Origin of the sequence: Streptomyces pyxinicus, from assembly GCF_024753135.1 — a bacterium.
Lineage (GTDB): Bacteria > Actinomycetota > Actinomycetes > Streptomycetales > Streptomycetaceae > Streptomyces > Streptomyces pyxinicus.
Genome location: NZ_JANUGP010000006.1, coordinates 270367 through 289778 on the forward strand (window position 1 = coordinate 270367; position 19412 = coordinate 289778).

At 73.6% G+C, this 19412-nt stretch carries 17 protein-coding genes; 13 read left to right on the forward strand and 4 right to left on the reverse strand.

The features are described 5' to 3' along the window. Positions 1-210 precede the first annotated feature (210 nt). The 3 genes from NX794_RS11120 to NX794_RS11130 all read left to right on the forward strand — a co-directional run bounded on the left by NX794_RS11120 (position 211) and on the right by NX794_RS11130 (position 3332). Positions 211-1233 carry a DUF5819 family protein gene (locus NX794_RS11120; RefSeq protein WP_258778183.1) on the forward strand — a complete coding sequence of 341 codons (1023 nt, stop codon included), beginning with the start codon at positions 211-213 and terminating at the stop codon, positions 1231-1233. Continuing rightward, the gene (locus NX794_RS11125; RefSeq protein WP_258778184.1) at positions 1230-2438 is read left to right on the forward strand and encodes an HTTM domain-containing protein; all 1209 of its coding nucleotides are present in this window, start codon (positions 1230-1232) and stop codon (positions 2436-2438) included. Before NX794_RS11120 ends, NX794_RS11125 begins: the two co-directional genes overlap by 4 nt. A gap of 144 nt (positions 2439-2582) precedes the next feature. After that, entirely contained in the window at positions 2583-3332 is a 750-nt protein-coding gene (locus NX794_RS11130) for a TrmH family RNA methyltransferase (protein ID WP_258778185.1), read from the forward strand. Positions 3333-3339: 7 nt separating this feature from the next. Here the strand turns inward: NX794_RS11130 and paaN are convergent, their stop codons facing one another. Further along, positions 3340-5031, reverse strand: coding sequence for a phenylacetic acid degradation protein PaaN (gene paaN, locus NX794_RS11135; RefSeq protein WP_258778187.1), 1692 nt, complete (start codon positions 5029-5031; stop codon positions 3340-3342). A 159-nt stretch (positions 5032-5190) separates the two neighbouring features. Here paaN and NX794_RS11140 point away from each other — a divergent pair, with 159 nt between their 5' ends. After that, positions 5191-6702 carry a 3-hydroxyacyl-CoA dehydrogenase gene (locus tag NX794_RS11140; protein WP_258778188.1) on the forward strand — a complete coding sequence of 504 codons (1512 nt, stop codon included), beginning with the start codon at positions 5191-5193 and terminating at the stop codon, positions 6700-6702. After that, on the forward strand, positions 6699-7286 hold the full coding sequence (locus tag NX794_RS11145) for a TetR/AcrR family transcriptional regulator (RefSeq protein ID WP_258778189.1): 588 nt from the start codon (positions 6699-6701) through the stop codon (positions 7284-7286). Before NX794_RS11140 ends, NX794_RS11145 begins: the two co-directional genes overlap by 4 nt. 56 nt (positions 7287-7342) lie before the next feature. Here the strand turns inward: NX794_RS11145 and NX794_RS11150 are convergent, their stop codons facing one another. Continuing rightward, positions 7343-7840: an Lrp/AsnC family transcriptional regulator gene (locus tag NX794_RS11150; RefSeq protein WP_428985890.1), complete on the reverse strand. Its 498-nt coding sequence runs from the start codon at positions 7838-7840 to the stop codon at positions 7343-7345. A gap of 175 nt (positions 7841-8015) precedes the next feature. On the opposite strand from NX794_RS11150, the gene pdhA reads away from it, so the two are divergent. The 7 genes from pdhA to NX794_RS11185 all read left to right on the forward strand — a co-directional run bounded on the left by pdhA (position 8016) and on the right by NX794_RS11185 (position 16015). Further along, entirely contained in the window at positions 8016-9170 is a 1155-nt protein-coding gene (gene pdhA / locus NX794_RS11155; protein ID WP_258778192.1) for a pyruvate dehydrogenase (acetyl-transferring) E1 component subunit alpha, read from the forward strand. Beyond that, positions 9167-10171 (forward strand): alpha-ketoacid dehydrogenase subunit beta, encoded by a 1005-nt coding sequence (locus NX794_RS11160; RefSeq protein ID WP_258778193.1) that lies wholly within the window; start codon positions 9167-9169, stop codon positions 10169-10171. Before pdhA ends, NX794_RS11160 begins: the two co-directional genes overlap by 4 nt. Then, positions 10171-11511 (forward strand): dihydrolipoamide acetyltransferase family protein, encoded by a 1341-nt coding sequence (locus tag NX794_RS11165; protein WP_258778194.1) that lies wholly within the window; start codon positions 10171-10173, stop codon positions 11509-11511. Before NX794_RS11160 ends, NX794_RS11165 begins: the two co-directional genes overlap by 1 nt. A gap of 72 nt (positions 11512-11583) precedes the next feature. Continuing rightward, a complete protein-coding gene (locus NX794_RS11170; protein ID WP_258778195.1) occupies positions 11584-12504 on the forward strand; it encodes an NTP transferase domain-containing protein in 921 nt (306 codons plus the stop codon). Beyond that, entirely contained in the window at positions 12501-13874 is a 1374-nt protein-coding gene (locus NX794_RS11175) for a molybdopterin molybdotransferase MoeA (RefSeq protein ID WP_258778196.1), read from the forward strand. Before NX794_RS11170 ends, NX794_RS11175 begins: the two co-directional genes overlap by 4 nt. Next, positions 13871-14968, forward strand: a complete 1098-nt coding sequence (locus NX794_RS11180) for a potassium channel family protein (RefSeq protein ID WP_258778198.1) — start codon at positions 13871-13873, stop codon at positions 14966-14968. The genes NX794_RS11175 and NX794_RS11180 overlap by 4 nt, the downstream gene beginning before the upstream one ends. Positions 14969-15034: 66 nt before the next feature. Beyond that, the gene (locus NX794_RS11185; RefSeq protein WP_258778200.1) at positions 15035-16015 is read left to right on the forward strand and encodes an NAD(P)H-quinone oxidoreductase; all 981 of its coding nucleotides are present in this window, start codon (positions 15035-15037) and stop codon (positions 16013-16015) included. A gap of 26 nt (positions 16016-16041) precedes the next feature. Here NX794_RS11185 and NX794_RS11190 read toward each other — a convergent pair whose 3' ends face one another. After that, positions 16042-16770, reverse strand: a complete 729-nt coding sequence (locus NX794_RS11190) for a hypothetical protein (protein ID WP_258778201.1) — start codon at positions 16768-16770, stop codon at positions 16042-16044. A 182-nt stretch (positions 16771-16952) separates the two neighbouring features. On the opposite strand from NX794_RS11190, the gene NX794_RS11195 reads away from it, so the two are divergent. Then, positions 16953-17498, forward strand: coding sequence for a bacterial proteasome activator family protein (locus NX794_RS11195; protein WP_258778202.1), 546 nt, complete (start codon positions 16953-16955; stop codon positions 17496-17498). Positions 17499-17582: 84 nt separating this feature from the next. Here the strand turns inward: NX794_RS11195 and NX794_RS11200 are convergent, their stop codons facing one another. Then, on the reverse strand, positions 17583-19217 hold the full coding sequence (locus tag NX794_RS11200) for a Stk1 family PASTA domain-containing Ser/Thr kinase (RefSeq protein ID WP_258778203.1): 1635 nt from the start codon (positions 19215-19217) through the stop codon (positions 17583-17585). Between the last annotated feature and the right edge of the window lie 195 nt (positions 19218-19412).

The window sequence follows — 19412 nt, forward strand, 5'->3', positions numbered from 1 at the left end:
CGCCAGTGGCGGGGCCGCGTGGTGAGGACCATGGGCTCCGGCCCGTACCCGGGGCTGCGCCGGGAGGCCCCGGCTGAGTACCGTTCCGTGCGGGCGCCGTGTGGCGCTCGCGCATCGTGCGGTGCCTGTGGCGGGTGCCGCGCGTCGAGCTGACCCACTCAGGGGAAGCGATCAGCTGAACGAATGAGCCGAAACGGGGGACGGGGCGCGATGGACGCGAACGACGAGGACTCGGGGGCCCGGCGGAGCCCGGGCGCCTTGGAGCCCTTCGAGCCGCTGGCGCAGGCCCCGTCGGCGCGGTCGCACGACTCCGGGACCGGCGGGCCGGGCGAGCCGGTCCGGGGCGCGGATGTGGCTGGTCGTGCGGGTGCCGACGAGCCGGAGCGCGTTTCGGACGCGGGTGGGTCGGAGGACGCGGCCGACTCGGAGCGGGGGCGTACGCCCGGTGCCGGACAGGAGCACACGGCCGGTGCCCGGCAGGACAGTACGGGCGGCTCCGGGCAGGAGGGCACAGCCGGTTCCGGGCGGGACGGTACGGCCGGTTCCGGGCAGGACGGTTCAGGCGAGCCGCCCGCGCCGTCCCCCCGTACCGGTCTCGCCGCGCTCTCCTCCGGGTACCAGGTCGTCGCCGCGCTGGCGCTCGCCGTGGTAGTCGTCGCCGCCTGTGTGCACCTGGCCATGGTGTTCCTGAGCCTCGCGCCCTCGAACACCGTGTCCAAGCAGCACGGCAAGGCGATCGAGGAGTGGATCTACCCGGAGTTCGAACAGAACTGGAAGCTGTTCGCCCCGAACCCGCTCCAGCAGAACATCAACGTCCAGGCACGCGCCGAGGTGCGCCTGAAGGACGGCGATCTGCGCACCACCGGCTGGACCGACCTCTCCGCACTGGACGGCGCCGCGATCGAGCACAACCCGGTGCCCAGCCACACCCAGCAGAACGAGCTGCGCCGCGCCTGGGACTTCTTCACCGCCACGCACAGCGCCGACAACCGTGCCGTCGGCATGCGCGGCGCCCTCTCCGAGCAGTACGTGCGCCGGATCGTGGTGATGCGGCTGTACCGGGACGATCCGACCAGCAAGGAGGGCGTCATCCAGCGCGTGCAGGTCCGCTCCAGCACCACGAACGTGCAGCCGCCGAAGTGGAGCCGCGAGCGGGTGTCCGACAAGCCCGGGTACCGCCAGCTGCCCTGGTGGTCCGTGACGGCCGACGAGGCAGCGGGGGGTGTGCGGTGAACGGTCTCTCCCCGACTCTCTCGCGCGGCATCGCCCGGGTCACCGGTGCGGCTCTCGGGCCGTACCAGAGCGCCGTCATCAGGATCGGGTTCGCCGGTACCTGGCTGCTGTTCCTGCTCCGGGAGTTCCCGCACCGCCGGGAGCTGTACGGCCCCTCCGGGCCCTGGGGCTGGCAGCTCGCCAAGGACCTCACCGACGACAACCACGCCTTCTCGGCGCTGCTGTGGTCCAGGGGGGTGACCTGGTTCGAGTGCTTCTACCTGCTCGCGATCCTGGCCAGCGCGGCCCTGCTGCTGGGCTGGCGTACCCGGACCGCGTCGGTGCTGTTCATGGTGGGCGTGCTGTCGCTGCAGAACCGCAGCGTCTTCATGGGGGACGGCGGCGACAATGTCCTGCACCTGATGTCCTTCTACCTGCTGTTCACGCGCTGCGGCCAGGTGTGGTCCCTCGACGCCCGGCGCCGGGCCCGCGGCGAGGCGGCACGGGAGCGCGACGAGCGGGTTCCCGCCGACCGGGTGGGGCCCGTGCTGTGGGCGGTGCTCGGGGCGGCGCTCGTCACCGTGACGCTGACCGGCCGCTTCACCAGCGGTCCGCTGATCCCGGTCCTGCTGTGGACGGTGTGGGTGGCGCTCGGCGCCTGGTGGCTGGTGCAGCACCGGGCGAAGTCGGCGCAGCCGCGGATCCTGGTGGACGTGATCGCCAACGTCCTGCACAACGGCGCCCTGATGGTGATCATGGCGGAGGCGTGCCTCATCTACGCCACGGCCGGCTGGTACAAGATCCAGGGCTCGCGCTGGCAGGACGGCACCGCCGTCTACTACCCGCTCCACCTCAACTACTTCTCCCCCTGGCCGGCCCTGGCCGACCTGATGTCCAGCAGCGGCACGATCATGATGGTCGTGGCCTACGGCACGGTCCTGGTCCAGGTCGCCTTCCCGTTCACGCTGTTCAACCGGCGGGCCAAGAACGTCCTGCTGGTGCTGATGATGACCGAGCACGCGGTGATCGCGATCGTCCTCGGCCTGCCGTTCTTCTCGCTGGCGATGATCGCCGCGGACGCCGTCTTCCTGCCGACGTCGTTCCTGCGGCGGGTCGGTGATCTGGCAGCCCGCGCGCGGGGGCGCGTCGCTCGGCGCGGCGACCCCGCCGTGCCAGGGCCGCGGTCGCCGGAGGAGAGCACCGTCGGCCGGGTGGGCGCCGCCTAGTCCCGGCGGCGCTGCGTAGTCCCGTGAGGCAGGTGTAGTCCCCGGCGGCGCCGCGCAGTCCCGTGCTGCACGGGCAGTCCGGCGCGGCACCGGCAGTCCCGGCGGCGCCGCGAGCGGACACGGTGTCCGCGTAGGGTTCACCGCATGACCGACCCGCTGATCCGCTGGCGCGCGCACGCCGGTGCCGCCGTGCTGCTCGACGGTTTCCACACCCTCAAGCACGCGCTGCGCTTCGGCGCCGAGGTGCCGGTGGCGGTCACCACCGACCGGCGGGCCACCCTCGCTCTCGCCGGGGACCTGGCCGAGGACGTACGGGAGGCGCTGGACGCGCTGCTGACCGAGGTGCCCGAGACGACGTACGCCGCCCTGGTGCCCCGGCCGCACCCGACGGGCGTGGCGGCCCTTGCCCTACGGCCGCCCCGCGAGGCGCAGCTGCGGACGCTGGCCCGGGTGCCTCGCATCGCGCCCGTCGTGGTCCTGGACGATCCGCGCAACCTCGGCAACGCGGGGGCCGTGATCCGGCTGGCCGCCGGCTTCGGGGCGACCGGTGTGGTCACGACCGGGACGCTCGACCCCTGGCATCCCACGGTGGTGCGCGGCGGCGCGGGCCTGCACTTCGCGACCGCCGTGGAGCGGCTCGGCGTCGACGAGCTGCCCTCCGGCCCGCTGTTCGCCCTCGATCCGGAGGGCGAGGACATCCGGGGCACCGTGCTGCCCGACGACGCCGTGCTGGCGTTCGGCTCGGAGCGCAGCGGACTGTCGGCCGGGCTGCGCGCGCGGGCCGACCATCTGCTGCGGCTGCCGATGCGCCCCCAGGTCTCCAGCTACAACCTCGCCACGAGCGTGGCGATGACGCTGTACCACTGGAGCGTCACCGGGGGCACATCCCGCTGAGCGGCCGTCACGCCTCCCGGCGGACCTCCACCACCCGGAAGCGGTTGGCGACGAACGCGCCGTCGGTCAGGGCCGCGTTGGCCGCCGGGTTGCCGCCGGAGCCGTGGAAGTCGGAGAAGGCGGCCGTCTGGTTCACGTACACCCCGCCGGTGAGGTTGAGCGACAGCTGGGCCGCCTCCTCCAGGCAGACCTCTTCGATGTCCCGCTCCACCTCGGGGTCCGTGGTGTAGGCGCCGACCGTCATGGCGCCCTTCTCGCGGACCGTGCGGCGCAGCAGCTCCAGTGCGTCGGCCGCCGAGTCGACCGCGACGGCGAAGGAGACGGGACCGAAGCACTCGCTCATGTAGGCGGCCTCGTCGTCCGGCTTGGCGCCGTCCAGCTTGACGATGACCGGGGTGCGGACGACCGCGCCCGGGAACTCGGGGTTGCTGATCTCGCGGGAGGCGAGAGCCACCTCGCCGAGGCCGGCGGCGGCCTCCAGGCGGGCCTTGACGTCCGGGTTGACGATGGCGCCGAGCAGCGCGTTCGCGCGCGCGTCGTCACCGAGGAGGCCGTCGACCGCGCGGGCGAGGTCGGCGGCGACCTCGTCGAAGGGCTTGGGGCCCGCCTCGGTCCCGATGCCGTCCCGGGGGATCAGCAGGTTCTGCGGGGTGGTGCACATCTGGCCGCTGTACAGGGACAGCGAGAAGGCCAGGTTGGAGAGCATTCCCTCGTAGTCGGCCGTGGAGTGCACGAGCACCGTGTTGACGCCGGCCTTCTCCGTGTAGACCTGCGCCTGGCGGGCGTTGGCCTCCAGCCAGTCGCCGAAGGACGTCGAGCCGGTGTAGTCGATGATCCGGATCTCGGGACGGGTTGCGAGGGCCTTGGCGATGCCCTCGCCGGGGCGCTCGGCAGCCAGCGCGACCAGGTTCGGGTCGAAGCCGGCCTCGGCGAGCACGTCACGGGCGACCTGGACGGTCAGCGCGAGCGGCAGTACCGCGCGCGGGTGCGGCTTGACGAGCACCGCGTTTCCGGTGGCCAGGGAGGCGAACAGGCCCGGATAGCCGTTCCACGTCGGGAAGGTGTTGCAGCCGATGACCAGGCCGATGCCGCGCGGGACCGGTGTGAACCGCTTGACGAGGGCCAGCGGGTCCCGCTTGCCCTGGGGCTTGCTCCACTCCGCCGTGTCGGGGGTGCGGACCTGCTCCACGTACGCGTAGGCGACCGCTTCGAGGCCTCGGTCCTGGGCGTGCGGGCCGCCCGCCTGGAACGCCATCATGAAGGCCTGGCCGCTGGTGTGCATGACCGCGTGCGCGAACTCGTGGGTGCAGTCGCTGATCCGCTTGAGGATCTCCAGGCAGACCACCGCGCGGAGTTCGGCGCCCGCGTCGCGCCAGGCGCGCTGCCCGGCCTTCATGGCGGGCAGCAGCACGTCGATGTCCGCGTGCGGATAGCTCACGCCCAGCTCGATGCCGTACGGGGAGACCTCGCCGGTCACCCAGTCGTCCGTGCCGGGCTGGCCGAGGTCCAGGCGGGTGCCGAGGACGGCGTCGAAGGCGGTCTTGCCCGCCGCCGCGTCCAGGCTGCCGTGCTCGCCGTAGGCCTTGGGGTGCTCGGGGTGCGGCGACCAGTACGCGCGGGTGCGGATCGCCTCCAGGGCCTGGTCGAGAGTGGGCCGGTGCTTCGCGATCAGCTCGTGCGCGGACAGTTCGGCGGCCATGCGGGACCAACTCCTCGTCTGGAGAACTCTTCGTCGAGTTCACGGCCTGGCGGAAAGAGCAGCGGGACGGGTCAGTGAGAGCTAGAGTAACCGAACGATCGGTCGGGACAAGGGGGACCGCCGCATCTGTGGAAAACCCCGTGCGGGAGGATCGCGCACATGACAGCACTCGACCTCAGCAGCCCCGTGGCCGTCGTCGGCACCGGCACCATGGGCCAGGGCATCGCCCAGGTCGCGCTCGTCGCCGGCCACCCCGTGCGGCTGTACGACGCAGCCGCCGGGCGGGCCCACGACGCGGCCGAAGCGATCGGCACCCGTCTCGACCGGCTCGTGGCGAAGGGCCGGCTCACCGCCGCCGACCGGGACGCGGCCCGCGCCCGGCTGCGGCCGGCGGACAGCCTTTCGGAGCTGGCCGACTGCGGGCTCGTCGTGGAGGCGGTACTGGAGCGGCTGGACGTGAAACAGCAGCTCTTCGGCGAGCTGGAGGACCTCGTCGCCGAGGACTGCCTGCTCGCCACCAACACCTCCTCGCTGTCGGTCACGGCCATCGGCGGCCGGCTGCGCCACCCCGGCCGCCTCGTCGGCCTGCACTTCTTCAACCCCGCCCCGCTGCTGCCGCTGGTGGAGGTCGTCTCCGGGTTCGCCACCGACGTCACGTCGGCCACGCGCGCGTACGAGACCGCGCGCGCCTGGGGCAAGACGCCGGTGGCCTGCGCGGACACCCCCGGCTTCATCGTCAACCGGATCGCCCGGCCCTTCTACGCCGAGGCCTTCGCCGTCTACGAGGCCCAGGCCGCCGACCCGGCCACCATCGACGCGGTGCTGCGCGAGTGCGGCGGCTTCCGGATGGGCGCCTTCGAACTGACCGACCTGATCGGACAGGACGTCAACGAGTCCGTCACCCACTCGGTGTGGCAGTCCTTCTTCCAGGACGTGCGCTTCACGCCCTCCCTGGCCCAGCGCCGCCTGGTGGAGTCCGGCCGGCTCGGCCGCAAGACCGGCCACGGCTGGTACGACCACACCGAGGGCGCCGAGCGGCCCGAGCCGCACACCGCCGACAAGGAGCGGCCGCCCGCTCACGTCGTCGCCGAGGGTGACCTCGGGCCGGCCGCCGAACTGCTCGCGCTGATCCGCGAGGCGGGCATCCGGGTCCGCGAGGAGGACGAGGACAACGGCACCCGGCTGGTGCTGCCCAGCGGCGGCCAGCTGGTCCTCGCCGACGGCCAGACCAGCGCGGAGTTCCGCGACGTCGTCTACTTCGACCTCGCCCTGGACTACCGCGAGGCCACCCGCGTCGCCCTGTCCGCGAGCCAGGACACCGCGCCGGCCACCCTCGCGGAGGCGATCGGCCTGTTCCAGGCGCTCGGCAAGGACGTCAGCGTGATCGGCGACGTCCCGGGCCTGATCGTCGCCCGGACGGTCGCCCGCCTCGTCGACCTCGCCCACGACGCCGTCGCCAAGGGTGTCGCCACCGAGGAGGACATCGACACCGCGATGCGCCTCGGCGTCAACTACCCGCTCGGCCCCTGTGAATGGAACCGCGGGCTCCCGCGCGGGTGGGCCTACGACCTGCTGGACGAGATGCACCACCGCGACCCCTCCGGCCGCTACGCACCCTCCCTCGCCCTGTACCGACACTCGTCCACCGACCCGCGGGAGGGCACCCCATGACCACGGCGAAGCGCGACACATACACCCCCGAGACACTGCTGACCGTCGCCGTGCGGGTCTTCAACGAGCGGGGCTACGACGGCACGTCCATGGAGCACCTGTCCAAGGCGGCCGGCATCTCCAAGTCGTCGATCTACCACCACGTCAGCGGCAAGGAGGAACTGCTCCAGCGGGCCGTCAGCCGCGCCCTGGACGAGCTGTTCGCGATCCTGGACGAGGAGCACGCGCGCGCGGGACGCTCCGTCGACCGCCTGGAGCACGTCGTACGGCGCATGGTCGAGGTGCTGATAGCCGAGCTGCCGTACGTGACGCTGCTGCTGCGGGTGCGGGGCAACACGGCCACCGAGCGGTGGGCCCTGGAGCGGCGCCGCGATTTCGACCACCGGGTCGCCGAACTGCTGAAGGCGGCTGCCGCCGACGGGGACGTGCGCGGGGACATCGAGGTCAGACTGGCCACCCGGCTGGTCTTCGGGATGATCAACTCCATCGTGGAGTGGTACCGCCCGGAGGCACGCGGCGCGAGCGGCCGGGAGGTGGCCGACGCGGTCACCCGGCTGGTCCTCGCGGGGCTTCGGCAGGCGTAGCGCCCGGGCCGGGGGCGCGGGCGGGCTGGGGGTCGAGCCCCCCGCCCGGGCCGGGGTCAGGCCTCCGGCTCCACGTCCTCCTCCTCGAACACCAGCAGGGTGCGGGTGCTGAGCACCTCCGGGATCGACTGGATCCGGGTGAGCACCAGCTCGCGCAGCGCCCTGTTGTCGGGCGTGTGGACCAGCAGCAGCACGTCGAAATCGCCGCCCACGAGGGCGATGTGCGAGGCGCCGGGCAGCCGGCGCAGCTGCTCGCGGACCGTGCGCCAGGTGTTCTGCACGATCTTCAGCGTGATGTACGCCGAGGTGCCGTGTCCCGCACGCTCGTGGTCCACGCGCGCGCTGAACCCCCGGATCACCCCGTCCTCGACGAGCCGGTTGATGCGCGCGTAGGCGTTGGCGCGCGAGACGTGGACGCGTTCGGCGACGGACCGTATCGAGGCCCGGCCGTCCGCCTGGAGGATGTTCAGGATGTCCTGGTCGATGGCGTCCAGCGGGCGCGGCGGCAGGGTCACGTCGGCCTGCGCTCCGTCGGCCATTTGTTCAGGTCCCATGTCCCCCCGCTCTGCCGCTGTGGACGCCCTGCGTTCATTCCAGGTTGTGGAGAACCGTTTGTCCACAGCCTGGAGGTGCCTGTAGCCAAATTGTGCCGACGACCGAACAATCGGTAGGTGAGGCGCCTCACAGCCGACGCGCCTCCCGTAGCCGCTCCCACGAGGAGGTGCCGTCATGACGGTTCTGGAGCAGCGGGGCGCGTACCGGCCTTCGCCGCCGCCCGCCTGGCAGCCCCGTATGGACCCCGCGCCGCTGCTGCCCGACGCCGAGCCCTACCGCGTCCTGGGCACCGAGGCGGCCGGCGAGGCCGACCCGGACCTGCTGCGCCGGCTGCACGCCCAGCTGGTGCGCGGACGCCGCTACAACACGCAGGCCACCGCGCTGACCAAGCAGGGCCGGCTCGCCGTCTACCCCTCCAGCACCGGTCAGGAGGCCTGCGAGGTCGCCGCCGCGCTCGCCCTGGAGGAGCGCGACTGGCTCTTCCCGAGCTACCGCGACACCCTCGCCGTCGTCGCCCGCGGCGTCGACCCGGTGGCCGCCCTCACCCTGCTGCGCGGCGACTGGCACCACGGCTATGACCCCCACGAACACCGGGTGGCCCCGCTCAGCACCCCGCTGGCCACCCAGCTCCCGCACGCCGTCGGCCTCGCCCACGCCGCCCGCCTCAAGGGCGACGACGTCGTGGCGCTCGCCATGGTCGGCGACGGCGGCACCAGCGAGGGCGACTTCCACGAGGCGCTGAACTTCGCCGCCGTCTGGCAGGCACCGGTCGTCTTCCTGGTGCAGAACAACGGCTTCGCGATCTCCGTCCCGCTCGCCAAGCAGACCGCGGCGCCCTCCCTCGCCCACAAGGCCGTCGGCTACGGCATGCCGGGCCGGCTGGTCGACGGCAACGACGCCGCGGCCGTGCACGAGGTCCTCGCCGACGCCGTCCGGCACGCCCGCGCGGGCGGCGGCCCGACCCTGGTGGAGGCGGTGACCTACCGCATCGACGCCCACACCAACGCCGACGACGCCACCCGCTACCGGGGCGACGCCGAGATCGAGGCCTGGCGCGCCCACGACCCGGTCCAGCTGCTGGAGCGGGAGCTGACCGGGCGCGGGCTGCTGGACGAGGCGGCGATCGAGGCCGCCCGGCAGGACGCCGAGGAGATGGCCGCCGACCTGCGCGAGCGCATGAACCGCGACCCCGAGCCGCACCCCATGGACCTCTTCGACCACGTCTACGCCGGGACCACCTCCCAGCTGCGCGAACAGCGGGCCCTGCTGCGGGCCGAACTGGAAGCGGAGCATGAGCGGCACGGCGAACCGGAAGGCGGCGCCCGATGACCACCGTGGCCGTCAAGCCCGCCACCATGGCACAGGCCCTCACCCGCGCGATGCGCGACGCGATGGCCGCCGATCCCACCGTGCACGTCCTGGGCGAGGACGTCGGCACCCTCGGCGGTGTCTTCCGGGTCACCGACGGCCTCGCCAAGGAGTTCGGCGAGGACCGCTGCACCGACACCCCGCTCGCCGAGGCCGGCATCCTCGGGACCGCCGTCGGCATGGCCATGTACGGGCTGCGCCCGGTGGTGGAGATGCAGTTCGACGCCTTCGCCTACCCGGCGCTCGAACAGCTGATCAGCCATGTCTCCCGGATGCGCAACCGCACCCGCGGCCGGGTCCCCCTGCCGATCACCGTGCGTGTTCCCTACGGCGGCGGCATCGGCGGCGTCGAGCACCACAGCGACTCCTCCGAGGCCTACTACATGGCCACGCCCGGCCTGCACGTCCTCACCCCGGCCACCGTCGCCGATGCCTACGGGATGCTGCGCCAGGCCATCGCCTCCGACGACCCGGTCGTCTTCCTGGAGCCCAAGCGGCTGTACTGGTCGAAGGACACCTGGAACCCCGAGCAGCCCACCGAGGTGGAGCCGGTCGGCCGCGCGGTGGTCCGCCGCCCCGGCACCAGCGCCACCCTCCTCACCTACGGCCCCTCCCTTCCGGTCTGTCTGGAGGCCGCCGAGGCCGCCCGCGCGGAGGGCTGGGACCTGGAGGTGCTCGACCTGCGCTCCCTGGTGCCGTTCGACGACGAGACGGTGTGCGCGGCCGTCCGGCGCACCGGACGCGCGGTCGTCGTCCACGAGTCCACCGGCTTCGGCGGGCCCGGCGGCGAGATCGCGGCCCGTGTCACCGAGCGCTGCTTCCACCACCTGGAGGCGCCGGTGCTGCGCGTGGCCGGCTTCGACATCCCCTACCCGCCGCCGATGCTGGAGCGGCACCACCTGCCCGGCGTCGACCGCGTCCTGGACGCCGTGGCCCGTCTGCAGTGGGAGGCCGAGGGCTGATGGCACAGGTGCTGGAGTTCAAGCTTCCCGACCTCGGCGAGGGCCTCACCGAGGCGGAGATCGTCCGCTGGTTGGTGCGGGTCGGCGACGTGGTCGCCATCGACCAGCCGGTCGTGGAGGTCGAGACGGCCAAGGCCATGGTCGAGGTCCCCTGCCCCTACGGCGGCGTGGTCACCGCCCGCTACGGCGAGGAGGGCACCGAACTGCCCGTCGGCGCCCCGCTGCTGACGGTCGCCGTCGGCGAACCGGCGGCAGCGCCGGAGGGCTCGGGCAACGTACTGGTGGGATACGGCACCTCGGAAGCGCCGACCCGGCGCCGCCGGGTACGGCCGGCGCCCCTGAGGTCCGTGAACGGCGCCGACACGGGCACCCCCAGCGCCTCCGCGCCGCCCCCGGCGCCCACCGTGACGGCACCCGCGCGCGGAACCCCGCTCCCCGACCAGGGCCCCGTGCCGGTCATCTCACCGCTGGTCCGCCGGCTGGCCCGCGAAGGTGGTGTCGATCTGCGGCGGCTGGCGGGCTCGGGCCCGGACGGCCTGATCCTGCGCGTGGACGTCGAGCAGGCGCTGAAGGGTGGGACGGGTCAGGGCACGGCCGAGCCCGCCACGGTCACGCCCGCACCGGCTCCCGCCACTTCCGGCACGGGTGCCGAAGGCGTGCGCATCCCGCTCAAGGGTGTGCGTGGAGCCGTCGCCGACAAGCTGTCCCGCAGCCGCCGGGAGATCCCGGACGCGACCTGCTGGGTCGACGCCGACGCCACCGAGCTGATGCGCGCCCGCACGGCGATGAACGCGGCGGGCGGGCCGAAGATCTCCCTCCTCGCGCTGCTCGCCCGCGTCTGCACCGCGGCTCTCGCCCGGTTCCCCGAGCTGAACTCGTTCGTGGACACCGAGGCCCGCGAGATCGTCCGGCTCGACCGGGTCCACCTCGGGTTCGCCGCACAGACCGAGCGCGGCCTGGTCGTGCCGGTCGTCCGGGACGCCCACGCGCGGGGCGCCGAGTCGCTGACCGCCGAGTTCGCCCGGCTCACCGAGGCCGCCCGCACCGGAACGCTCACCCCCGGGGAACTCACCGGCGGCACCTTCACGCTGAACAACTACGGGGTCTTCGGCGTCGACGGCTCCACGCCGATCATCAACCACCCCGAGGCGGCCATGCTCGGCGTCGGCCGGATCGTGCCCAAACCCTGGGTGCACGAGGGCGAGCTGGCCGTGCGCCAGGTCGTCCAGCTGTCGCTCACCTTCGACCACCGGGTCTGCGACGGCGGCACGGCCGGCGGCTTCCTGCGGTACGTGGCCGACTGCGTCGAACAGCCGGCGGTGCTGCTGCGCACGCTCTGACTCACCGACGGACCGCCCACCCAGCGCCGCACGGGTTCCGGTGGGCGGGAGCCGACAGGACATACTCGGAGGGTGACCGACAACGCTTCCGCCGGGGCCGGGACCGCCGTGCCGTACGACGCCGTCGTACCGGCCGGTGGTGCCGCCCGGCGGCTCGGCGGCATCGACAAGCCCGGCGTGCGGGTCGGCGGCCGCGCCCTGCTCGACCGGGTGCTCGCGGCCTGCGCGGACGCCCGGACGACCGTGGTCGTCGCCGCGCCCCGGCCCACCGTCCGGCCGGTGCGCTGGGCGCGCGAGGAGCCGCCCGGCGGCGGGCCGGTGGCCGCGCTGGCGGCCGGACTGCGGCACACCACGGCCGAGCACGCCGTGGTCCTCTCCGCCGACCTGCCCTTCCTCGAACCGGTCACCGTGCGGCGCCTGTTGGCAGCCCTGCGGGCGTCCGGCGCCGACGGTGCGCTGCTCACCGACGCCGACGGCCGTGACCAGCCGCTCGTGGCCGCCTACCGCACTGCCGCGCTGCACCGGGAACTGGCCGCCCTCGCCGCCGCGCACGACGGCCTGGCCGGGCTGCCCCTGCGCCGGCTCACCGGTGCCCTGCGCCTCATCCGCGTCCCGGACCCGCTCGCCTCCTTCGACTGCGACACCTGGGACGACATCGCCGACGCCAGGGCACGCATCAGGGAGCATGGACACGTGTTGGATGAATGGATCTCCGCAGTCAAGGACGAACTGGGCATCGACCTGGACGTCGACACCCGCGCCCTGCTCGACCTGGCCCGGGACGCCGCGCACGGCGTGGCCCGCCCGGCCGCCCCGCTGACCACCTTCCTCGTCGGCTACGCCGCGGCACGGGCCCAAGGAGGCCCCGAGGCCGTCGCGGAGGCCACCCGCAAGGCCGCCGCGCTGGCCCTGCGCTGGGAGGAAGAGAACGAGAAGGACGACGCGGGCACGACGGGCAAGAGCGGGGGCCCGAGCGCCCCGGACGCCGGATGACCGCCCCCGGGACCCAGGCCGGCGCACCCGCGGACGGTGACGACCTCGACGTGGAGGAGGCGCTGGCTCTGGTGCGGGAACCCCAGGACGACGGCACCGCCCCCGCCCCCGCCCCGCGCCGCGAGGAGGCGCCGCACGGCCGGCCCGAGCGGCACGGCGGGGACGGGCACCGCGCCACCCCCTGGCCGGAGGCGCGCGAGATCGCCGCCCGCGCCGCCCGCTCCGGCACCCGCCGCGCGCCCGTCTCCGTGCCGCTCGGCGACGCCCTCGGCCTGGTCCTGGCAGCCCCTCTCGACGCGCTCACCGACCTGCCCTCCTTCGACACCTCCGCGATGGACGGCTGGGCCGTCGCCGGGCCCGGCCCCTGGCAGGTGCGCGGCGAGGGAGCCCTCGCCGGGCACGCCCGGCCCGAGCCGCTCACCGACGGCGAGGCGGTCCGGATCGCGACCGGTGCCCGCATCCCCGCCGACACCACCGCGGTCCTGCGCAGCGAGCACGGCCGCTCCGACGCCCAGGGCCGGCTGCACGCCCCCCGGGAGCTGACGCACGGGCAGGACATCCGCCCGCGCGGCCAGGAGTGCCGTATCGGGGACCAACTGCTGCCCGTGGGCACCCTGATCACCCCCGCCGTACTGGGCCTCGCCGCCGCGGCCGGGTACGACACCGTCACCGCCGTACCCCGCCCTCGCGTCGAAGTCCTCGTCCTCGGTGATGAGTTGCTGACCGAGGGACTGCCGCACGACGGACTGATCCGGGACGCGCTCGGCCCCATGCTGCCGCCCTGGCTGCGCGCACTCGGCGCCGAGACCGTCGCGGTGCGCCGGATCGGTGATGACGCGAAGGCCCTGCGCAGGGCGGTCGCCGCCTCGCTCGCCGACCTGATCGTCACCACGGGCGGCACCGCCGGCGGCCCCGTCGATTATGTCCACCCCGTCCTGGAGCGCATCGGCGCCGAACTCCTCGTCGACGGCGTCAAGGTGCGCCCCGGGCACCCCATGCTGCTCGCCCGCACCGAGGACGGCCGGCACCTGGTGGGACTGCCCGGCAACCCCCTCGCCGCCGTCTCCGGGCTGCTCACGCTCGCCGAGCCCCTGCTGCGCACCCTGGCCGCCCGCCCCGCCCCCGAGCCGTACACACTGCCGCTGCGGGACGGGGTGCCGGGACATCCGTACGACACCCGGCTCGTTCCCGTGGTGCTGCGCGGCGACAGCGCCGTACCGCTGCACTACAACGGGCCCGCCATGCTGCGCGGGATCGCGGCCGCCGACGCGCTGGCCGTCGTACCGCCGGACGGGGCCCGGCCCGGCGAGGAGGCGGAACTGCTGGACCTGCCATGGGCGGCCGCGGGGATCGGGGTGTGTTTCACGTGAAACTTCCGGGCCAGGACGTCATGGCCCGCCCTGCGGGCGAGCATCTGGTGACCCATCGGGTGAAACTCCCGAGGAAGGCGCTGGAGCGCCCCATCCGGCAGGTCGGCAAGCGGGTGCTCATGGCGCTGCTGGTGCTGGTCGCCACCGCGTTGATCGTCTACGCCGACCGGGGCGGCTACACCGACAACTCCGACGACTCCGTCGACCTGCTCGACGCCTTCTACTACGCGACCGTCACCCTCTCCACCACGGGATACGGTGACATCACGCCGGTCAGTGACGGCGCCCGGCTCACCAACATCTTCGTCATCACGCCCCTGCGCGTGCTGTTCCTGATCATCCTGGTCGGCACCACGCTGGAAGTCCTCACGGAACGCACCCGGGAGGAGTGGCGCCTGAATCGCTGGAGGTCCGCCTTGCGCGATCACACCGTTGTCGTCGGCTTCGGCACCAAGGGGCGGTCGGCCGTCCAGACCGTCTGTGCCACCGGGCTGAAGGCGGAGCAGGTGGTCGTCGTCGACCCCAGTTCGAAGGCGATCGACGCGGCGACCGCCGAGGGGTACGCGGGCGTCATAGGCGACGCGACCCGCAGTGACGTCCTCAAGCGGGCCGAGGTGCACAAGGCGCGCCAGATCATCATCGCCCCGCAGCGCGACGACACCTCGGTTCTCGTCACCCTCACCGCCCGCCAGCTCAACCGGGGCGCGAAGATCGTCGCCGCCGTCCGCGAGGAGGAGAACGCCCCCCTGCTCAAGCAGTCCGGCGCCGACGCGGTCATCACCAGTTCCGGCGCGGCCGGCCGGCTGCTCGGCCTGTCCGTGCTCAGCCCCGCCGCCGGCATGGTCATGGAGGACCTGATCCAGCAGGGCAGCGGCCTGGACCTGGTCGAACGCCCGGTCGTGCGCGCCGAGGTGGGCAAGAAACCGCGCGAGACCGACGACCTCGTGGTGAGCGTCCTGCGCGGCCACCGGGTGCTCGGCTACGACGACCCGTCCATCGGTCCCCTCCAGCTGACGGACCGCCTGATCACCATCGTCCGCGCCTCCCCCAGCGCCCAGGTCGCCCCGCACCTGCGGCCCCTGTCCGGCGACTGAGCGGACGGCCCGGCGGCAGGCGAGGCAGCCCCGAGGACCGGGGCCCCGGGGAGTAGCGTCGCGTACATGCATGCGATCACGATTCCCGAACCTGGTGGTCCCGAGGCGCTGGTGTGGGCGGAGGTCCCCGATCCGGAGCCCGGCGAGGGCGAGGTGCTGGTCGAGGTGGTGGCCGGCGCCGTCAACCGCGCCGACGTCCTGCAACGGCAGGGCTTCTACAACCCGCCGCCCGGCGCCTCCCCCTATCCGGGCCTGGAGTGTTCCGGCAGGATCGCCGCGCTCGGCCCGGGTGTGTCCGGCTGGGCCGTCGGCGACGAGGTGTGCGCGCTGCTCGCCGGCGGCGGTTACGCCGAGAAGGTCGTCGTGCCGGCCGGGCAGTTGCTGCCCGTGCCCGAGAGCCTCGATCTGAAGCAGGCGGCCGCGCTGCCCGAGGTGGTCTGCACGGTGTGGTCCAACGTCTTCATGGTCTCCCAGCTGCGCCCCGGGGAGACCCTGCTGGTGCACGGCGGCTCCAGCGGCATCGGCACCATGGCGATCCAGCTCGCCAAGGCCGTCGGCGCGAAGGTCGCGGTGACCGCGGGCACCAAGGAGAAGCTCGACCGCTGTGCCGAGCTGGGCGCGGACGTCCTCGTCAACTACCGCGAGCAGGACTTCGTCGCCGAGGTCAAGCGGGCCACGGACGGTGCCGGAGCCGATGTCATCCTCGACAACATGGGCGCCACGTACCTGGACCGCAACGTGCAGGCGCTCGCCCCCAACGGCCGGCTGGCGATCATCGGCATGCAGGGCGGGGCCAAGGGCGAGCTGAACATCGGCACGCTGCTGAGCAAGCGGGCCGCGATCAGCGCGACCTCGCTGCGCGCCCGGCCGCTGGGCGAGAAGGCAGCCATCGTCGCCGCCGTACGCGAGCACGTGTGGCCGCTGCTCGCGAGCGGGCGGGTCCGGCCGGTCGTGGACCGGGAGCTGCCGATGCCGGAGGCGGCCGAGGCGCACCGGGTGCTGGAGGCGAGCGGGCACGTGGGCAAGGTGCTGCTGGTCGCGCCGTAGCGGCGGAGGCAGGGTCCCGGGGGGCCTCAGGTCCGGCGGATCCGGAACGCCAGCAGTGCCAGTCCCAGCCCGAGGCCCATGAGGACCAGGCCGCTGCCCAGCGGGAGGATCTGCAGGACCGGCTCACTCGGGGCCGCCTCGCCCCGCTGTGCCTGCTGCCGGTCGTCGGGCTGTGCCGGGAGCCGCGCGGGGTCGAGACCGGCCTCGTCGGGCGGCTGGGAGGCGCTCGGCGTCACCCCCGGGACCTCCGCGATCTCGGGTTCCTCCGGCCGGACGGCGTCGAAGTCCCCGGTCGGTGCGGCCTCCTCGTCCTCCGCCTCGGCCGCGGGGTCGTCCGGCCGCCCCGGCCGCATCCGCCCCTCCCCCGCGCGGCTGCCGGCCCGCGAGGGCTGCCCGGCCGGACCGGAGGGGTGAGCGGAGCCGGAGGCGGAGGCCGAGACGGCGTGGGACGGCTCGCCCGAGCCCGGGGGGCCGGCGTCCGGGGAGTCCTGAGAGGGCCGTCCGTGCCCCGGACGCCCGGTCTCCTCAGGGCCCTCCCGGACCGGGCGTCCGTGCGCCGGGTGCGCCCGGCCCGCCTGGTGCCCGCGGCCCGGGGGGCGCTCGGCCGGGGAGGCGGCGTACGCGCGGGGAGCGCCGTACACGGTGAGCGCGCAGGGCACGGGCGGCAGCACCGCGAGCGCGAGCAGCAGCCGTGCGCAGCCCGCCGTGAGCCGCGGTCGTCCGCGGTGCGGTGTCAGTCGCAGACATGGAGTCACGTCGGTGACCTCCCGGAGCCCGGATGCCGTGATCGATGGGTATCGATGGACGTCGACGGGAACCAGCCTCACACCGGGCGGCCAACAGGGCATTCCGGGTTGGTCCGATGGGTCTACCCGGCCGGTCGACCCACCGAGGGGGCACGCGGTGACGCGGTGGGCGGGTGCGCGACAATGGCGCCATGGAGATGCCGAGGAACGAACGCTCACCGGAGAATCCGCAGATCCTCGTCGTGGGCCAGGACGGGATGGCGCTCGGCGGTGGCAACGGGGACGACGAGCCCCGGGAGATTCCGGTGACGGAGCAGGTCGAACAGCCGGCCAAGGTCATGCGCATCGGCAGCATGATCAAGCAGCTTCTGGAGGAGGTGCGGGCGGCCCCCCTGGACGAGGCGAGCCGGGCGCGGCTGAAGGAGATCCACGCCAGCTCGGTGAAGGAGCTGGAGGACGGCCTGGCCCCCGAACTGGTCGAGGAGCTGGAGCGCCTGTCCCTGCCGTTCACCGACGAGGGCACCCCGAGCGACGCGGAACTGCGGATCGCGCAGGCCCAGTTGGTGGGCTGGCTGGAGGGCCTGTTCCACGGGATCCAGACGACGCTGTTCGCCCAGCAGATGGCCGCGCGGGCCCAGCTGGAGCAGATGCGCCGCGCCCTCCCGCCCGGCGTGGCCGGCCCCGAGGGCGACGACCCGCGCGGTGCCGGCGGCCGCTCCGGGGGGCCGTACCTGTAGGGCTCGGCAGACGAACGTACGGCAGGACCAAGGGCCCGGCGGACGACCGCCGGGCCCTTCGCACGCGCGGCGCGGGTGCTGCCGCTACTGCGGATTGCCCGTCGAGACGCTCAGCTCGATCTTGCCGAGGTCCTTGGGGTCGACGTCCGTGCCCTCGGAGGGGAACTGGTCGATGACGGTGCCGTCGCCCCAGGTGTTCTCGTCCTCCTGCTTGATGGTCCAGTCCCAGCCCGCGGCCTGGAGGCACTTCTTCACGGAGCCGATGTCCTTGTAGCGGAAGTCGGGCAGCCGGATCTTGTCCGGGTCGTCGTACGACTCGTCCGGGTCGGTGCACTTCTCGGTGTCGATGCGCCGGGTGGTGTCGGGACCGCGGTAGCCGCTGTCGTGCGTGGTGGCCGGCGAGGCGCTCGTACCGCCGCTGCCGCCCTTGCCCTCGTCGTCCCCGCCGCCGTCGCGCACCGTCAGCGCCACGACCAGGCCGACGACCACGACGAGCGCCACCGCGACCGAGCCGATGACGACCGGCTTGTTGCCCTTGCCGCCACCGGAGGGGGCCCCGCCCTGCCGCGGTGCGATCGTGTACGGCGGCGGTGTCGCGGTGCCCTGCGGGCCGTAGCCCACCGGCGTGGTCGGGTAGCCGCCCTGCTGCGGGTAGCCGTACGACGGCGCCGGTGTGGCCGCCGGGGGGCCGTACGGGCTCGGGGTGGGCTGGTACGGCGCCCGCACCGGACCGGCGGGCGGCTGGGCGCTCAGGCCGACCGGCGGGAACACCGCGGAGCCGACACCCGAGCCGCTCTGCGCCGGTCCGGCGTTCGGCACGATGCTCGGCGGCGCGGCGTGCGGCGAGGCGGCGACGCGCAGGCACTCGTCACGCATGGCCTCGGCGGTCGGGAAGCGTTCGTTCGGGTTCTTCCGCAGCGCGCGGGCGACCAGCGCGTCCACCGCCGGCGGCAGCGCGCGGTTGACCGTGGAGGGCGCCACCGGCTCCTCCTGGACATGCGCGTACGCGATCGCCAGCGGGGAGTCGGCGTCGAACGGCAGCCGTCCGGTGACCAGCTGGAACAGCATGATGCCGACCGAGTACAGGTCGGAGCGGGCGTCCACGCCACGGCCGAGCGCCTGTTCGGGCGAGAGGTACTGCGGGGTGCCGACGACCATGCCGGTCTGGGTCATCGAGGTGACGCCGGACTGCATGGCGCGGGCGATGCCGAAGTCCATGACCTTGACGACGCCGCGCCTGGTCATCATCACGTTGCCCGGCTTGATGTCGCGGTGGACCAGCCCCATCTCGTGGCTGATCTCCAGGGCCGCGAGCACGTCCGCGGTGATCTTCAGCGCCTTGTCGGCGGGCATCGCGCCGTGCTGGCGGACGTCCTCCTCCAGCACCGAGCCCAGCGGACGGCCCTCCACGTACTCCATGACGATGTACGGCGTCGCCACACCGCCCAGGTCGTCCTCGCCGGTGTCGAAGACGGAGACGACGTTGGTGTGCGTGAGCTTGGCCACGGACTGGGCCTCGCGGCGGAAGCGCTCACGGAAGGCCGGTTCCCGGCCCAGTTCGGTGTGCAGCGTCTTGATGGCGACCTGGCGGTCCAGCACGGCGTCGTACGCCAGGTGGACCGAGGCCATGCCGCCCTCGCCGAGCAAGTCGCGCAACTGGTAGCGGCCGCCGGCCAGCGCCTGTCCCGCGTACCGGCCGTGCGCGCCGTCCTGGCTCATCTTCCCGCGTCCCCCAGTGGCCGTCCGGCGCCGTCGCCCGGCGAACAGGCCTTGATCGAATGTGTCATTCCCGGCCAAGTCTGCCCGAGGGCGGTGACACGTCAAGCGCGGTGCCCGTTCCGTGACCGTACGCGAAAGAAGCGTCGCGCAAGCGTTACGCCGGGCGTACGACCGGTCCACGGAATTTGCGCGAGA

What these genes read in the sequence shown, in the direction of transcription:
- NX794_RS11120 (WP_258778183.1), top strand. Translation starts at nt 211, where the DNA reads ATGGACGCGAACGACGAGGACTCGGGGGCCCGGCGGAGCCCGGGCGCC.
- NX794_RS11130 (WP_258778185.1), top strand. Translation starts at nt 2,583, where the DNA reads ATGACCGACCCGCTGATCCGCTGGCGCGCGCACGCCGGTGCCGCCGTG.
- paaN (WP_258778187.1), bottom strand. Translation starts at nt 5,031, where the DNA reads ATGGCCGCCGAACTGTCCGCGCACGAGCTGATCGCGAAGCACCGGCCC.
- NX794_RS11140 (WP_258778188.1), top strand. Translation starts at nt 5,191, where the DNA reads ATGACAGCACTCGACCTCAGCAGCCCCGTGGCCGTCGTCGGCACCGGC.
- NX794_RS11145 (WP_258778189.1), top strand. Translation starts at nt 6,699, where the DNA reads ATGACCACGGCGAAGCGCGACACATACACCCCCGAGACACTGCTGACC.
- NX794_RS11150 (WP_428985890.1), bottom strand. Translation starts at nt 7,840, where the DNA reads ATGGGACCTGAACAAATGGCCGACGGAGCGCAGGCCGACGTGACCCTG.
- pdhA (WP_258778192.1), top strand. Translation starts at nt 8,016, where the DNA reads ATGACGGTTCTGGAGCAGCGGGGCGCGTACCGGCCTTCGCCGCCGCCC.
- NX794_RS11160 (WP_258778193.1), top strand. Translation starts at nt 9,167, where the DNA reads ATGACCACCGTGGCCGTCAAGCCCGCCACCATGGCACAGGCCCTCACC.
- NX794_RS11165 (WP_258778194.1), top strand. Translation starts at nt 10,171, where the DNA reads ATGGCACAGGTGCTGGAGTTCAAGCTTCCCGACCTCGGCGAGGGCCTC.
- NX794_RS11175 (WP_258778196.1), top strand. Translation starts at nt 12,501, where the DNA reads ATGACCGCCCCCGGGACCCAGGCCGGCGCACCCGCGGACGGTGACGAC.
- NX794_RS11185 (WP_258778200.1), top strand. Translation starts at nt 15,035, where the DNA reads ATGCATGCGATCACGATTCCCGAACCTGGTGGTCCCGAGGCGCTGGTG.
- NX794_RS11195 (WP_258778202.1), top strand. Translation starts at nt 16,953, where the DNA reads ATGGAGATGCCGAGGAACGAACGCTCACCGGAGAATCCGCAGATCCTC.
- NX794_RS11200 (WP_258778203.1), bottom strand. Translation starts at nt 19,217, where the DNA reads ATGAGCCAGGACGGCGCGCACGGCCGGTACGCGGGACAGGCGCTGGCC.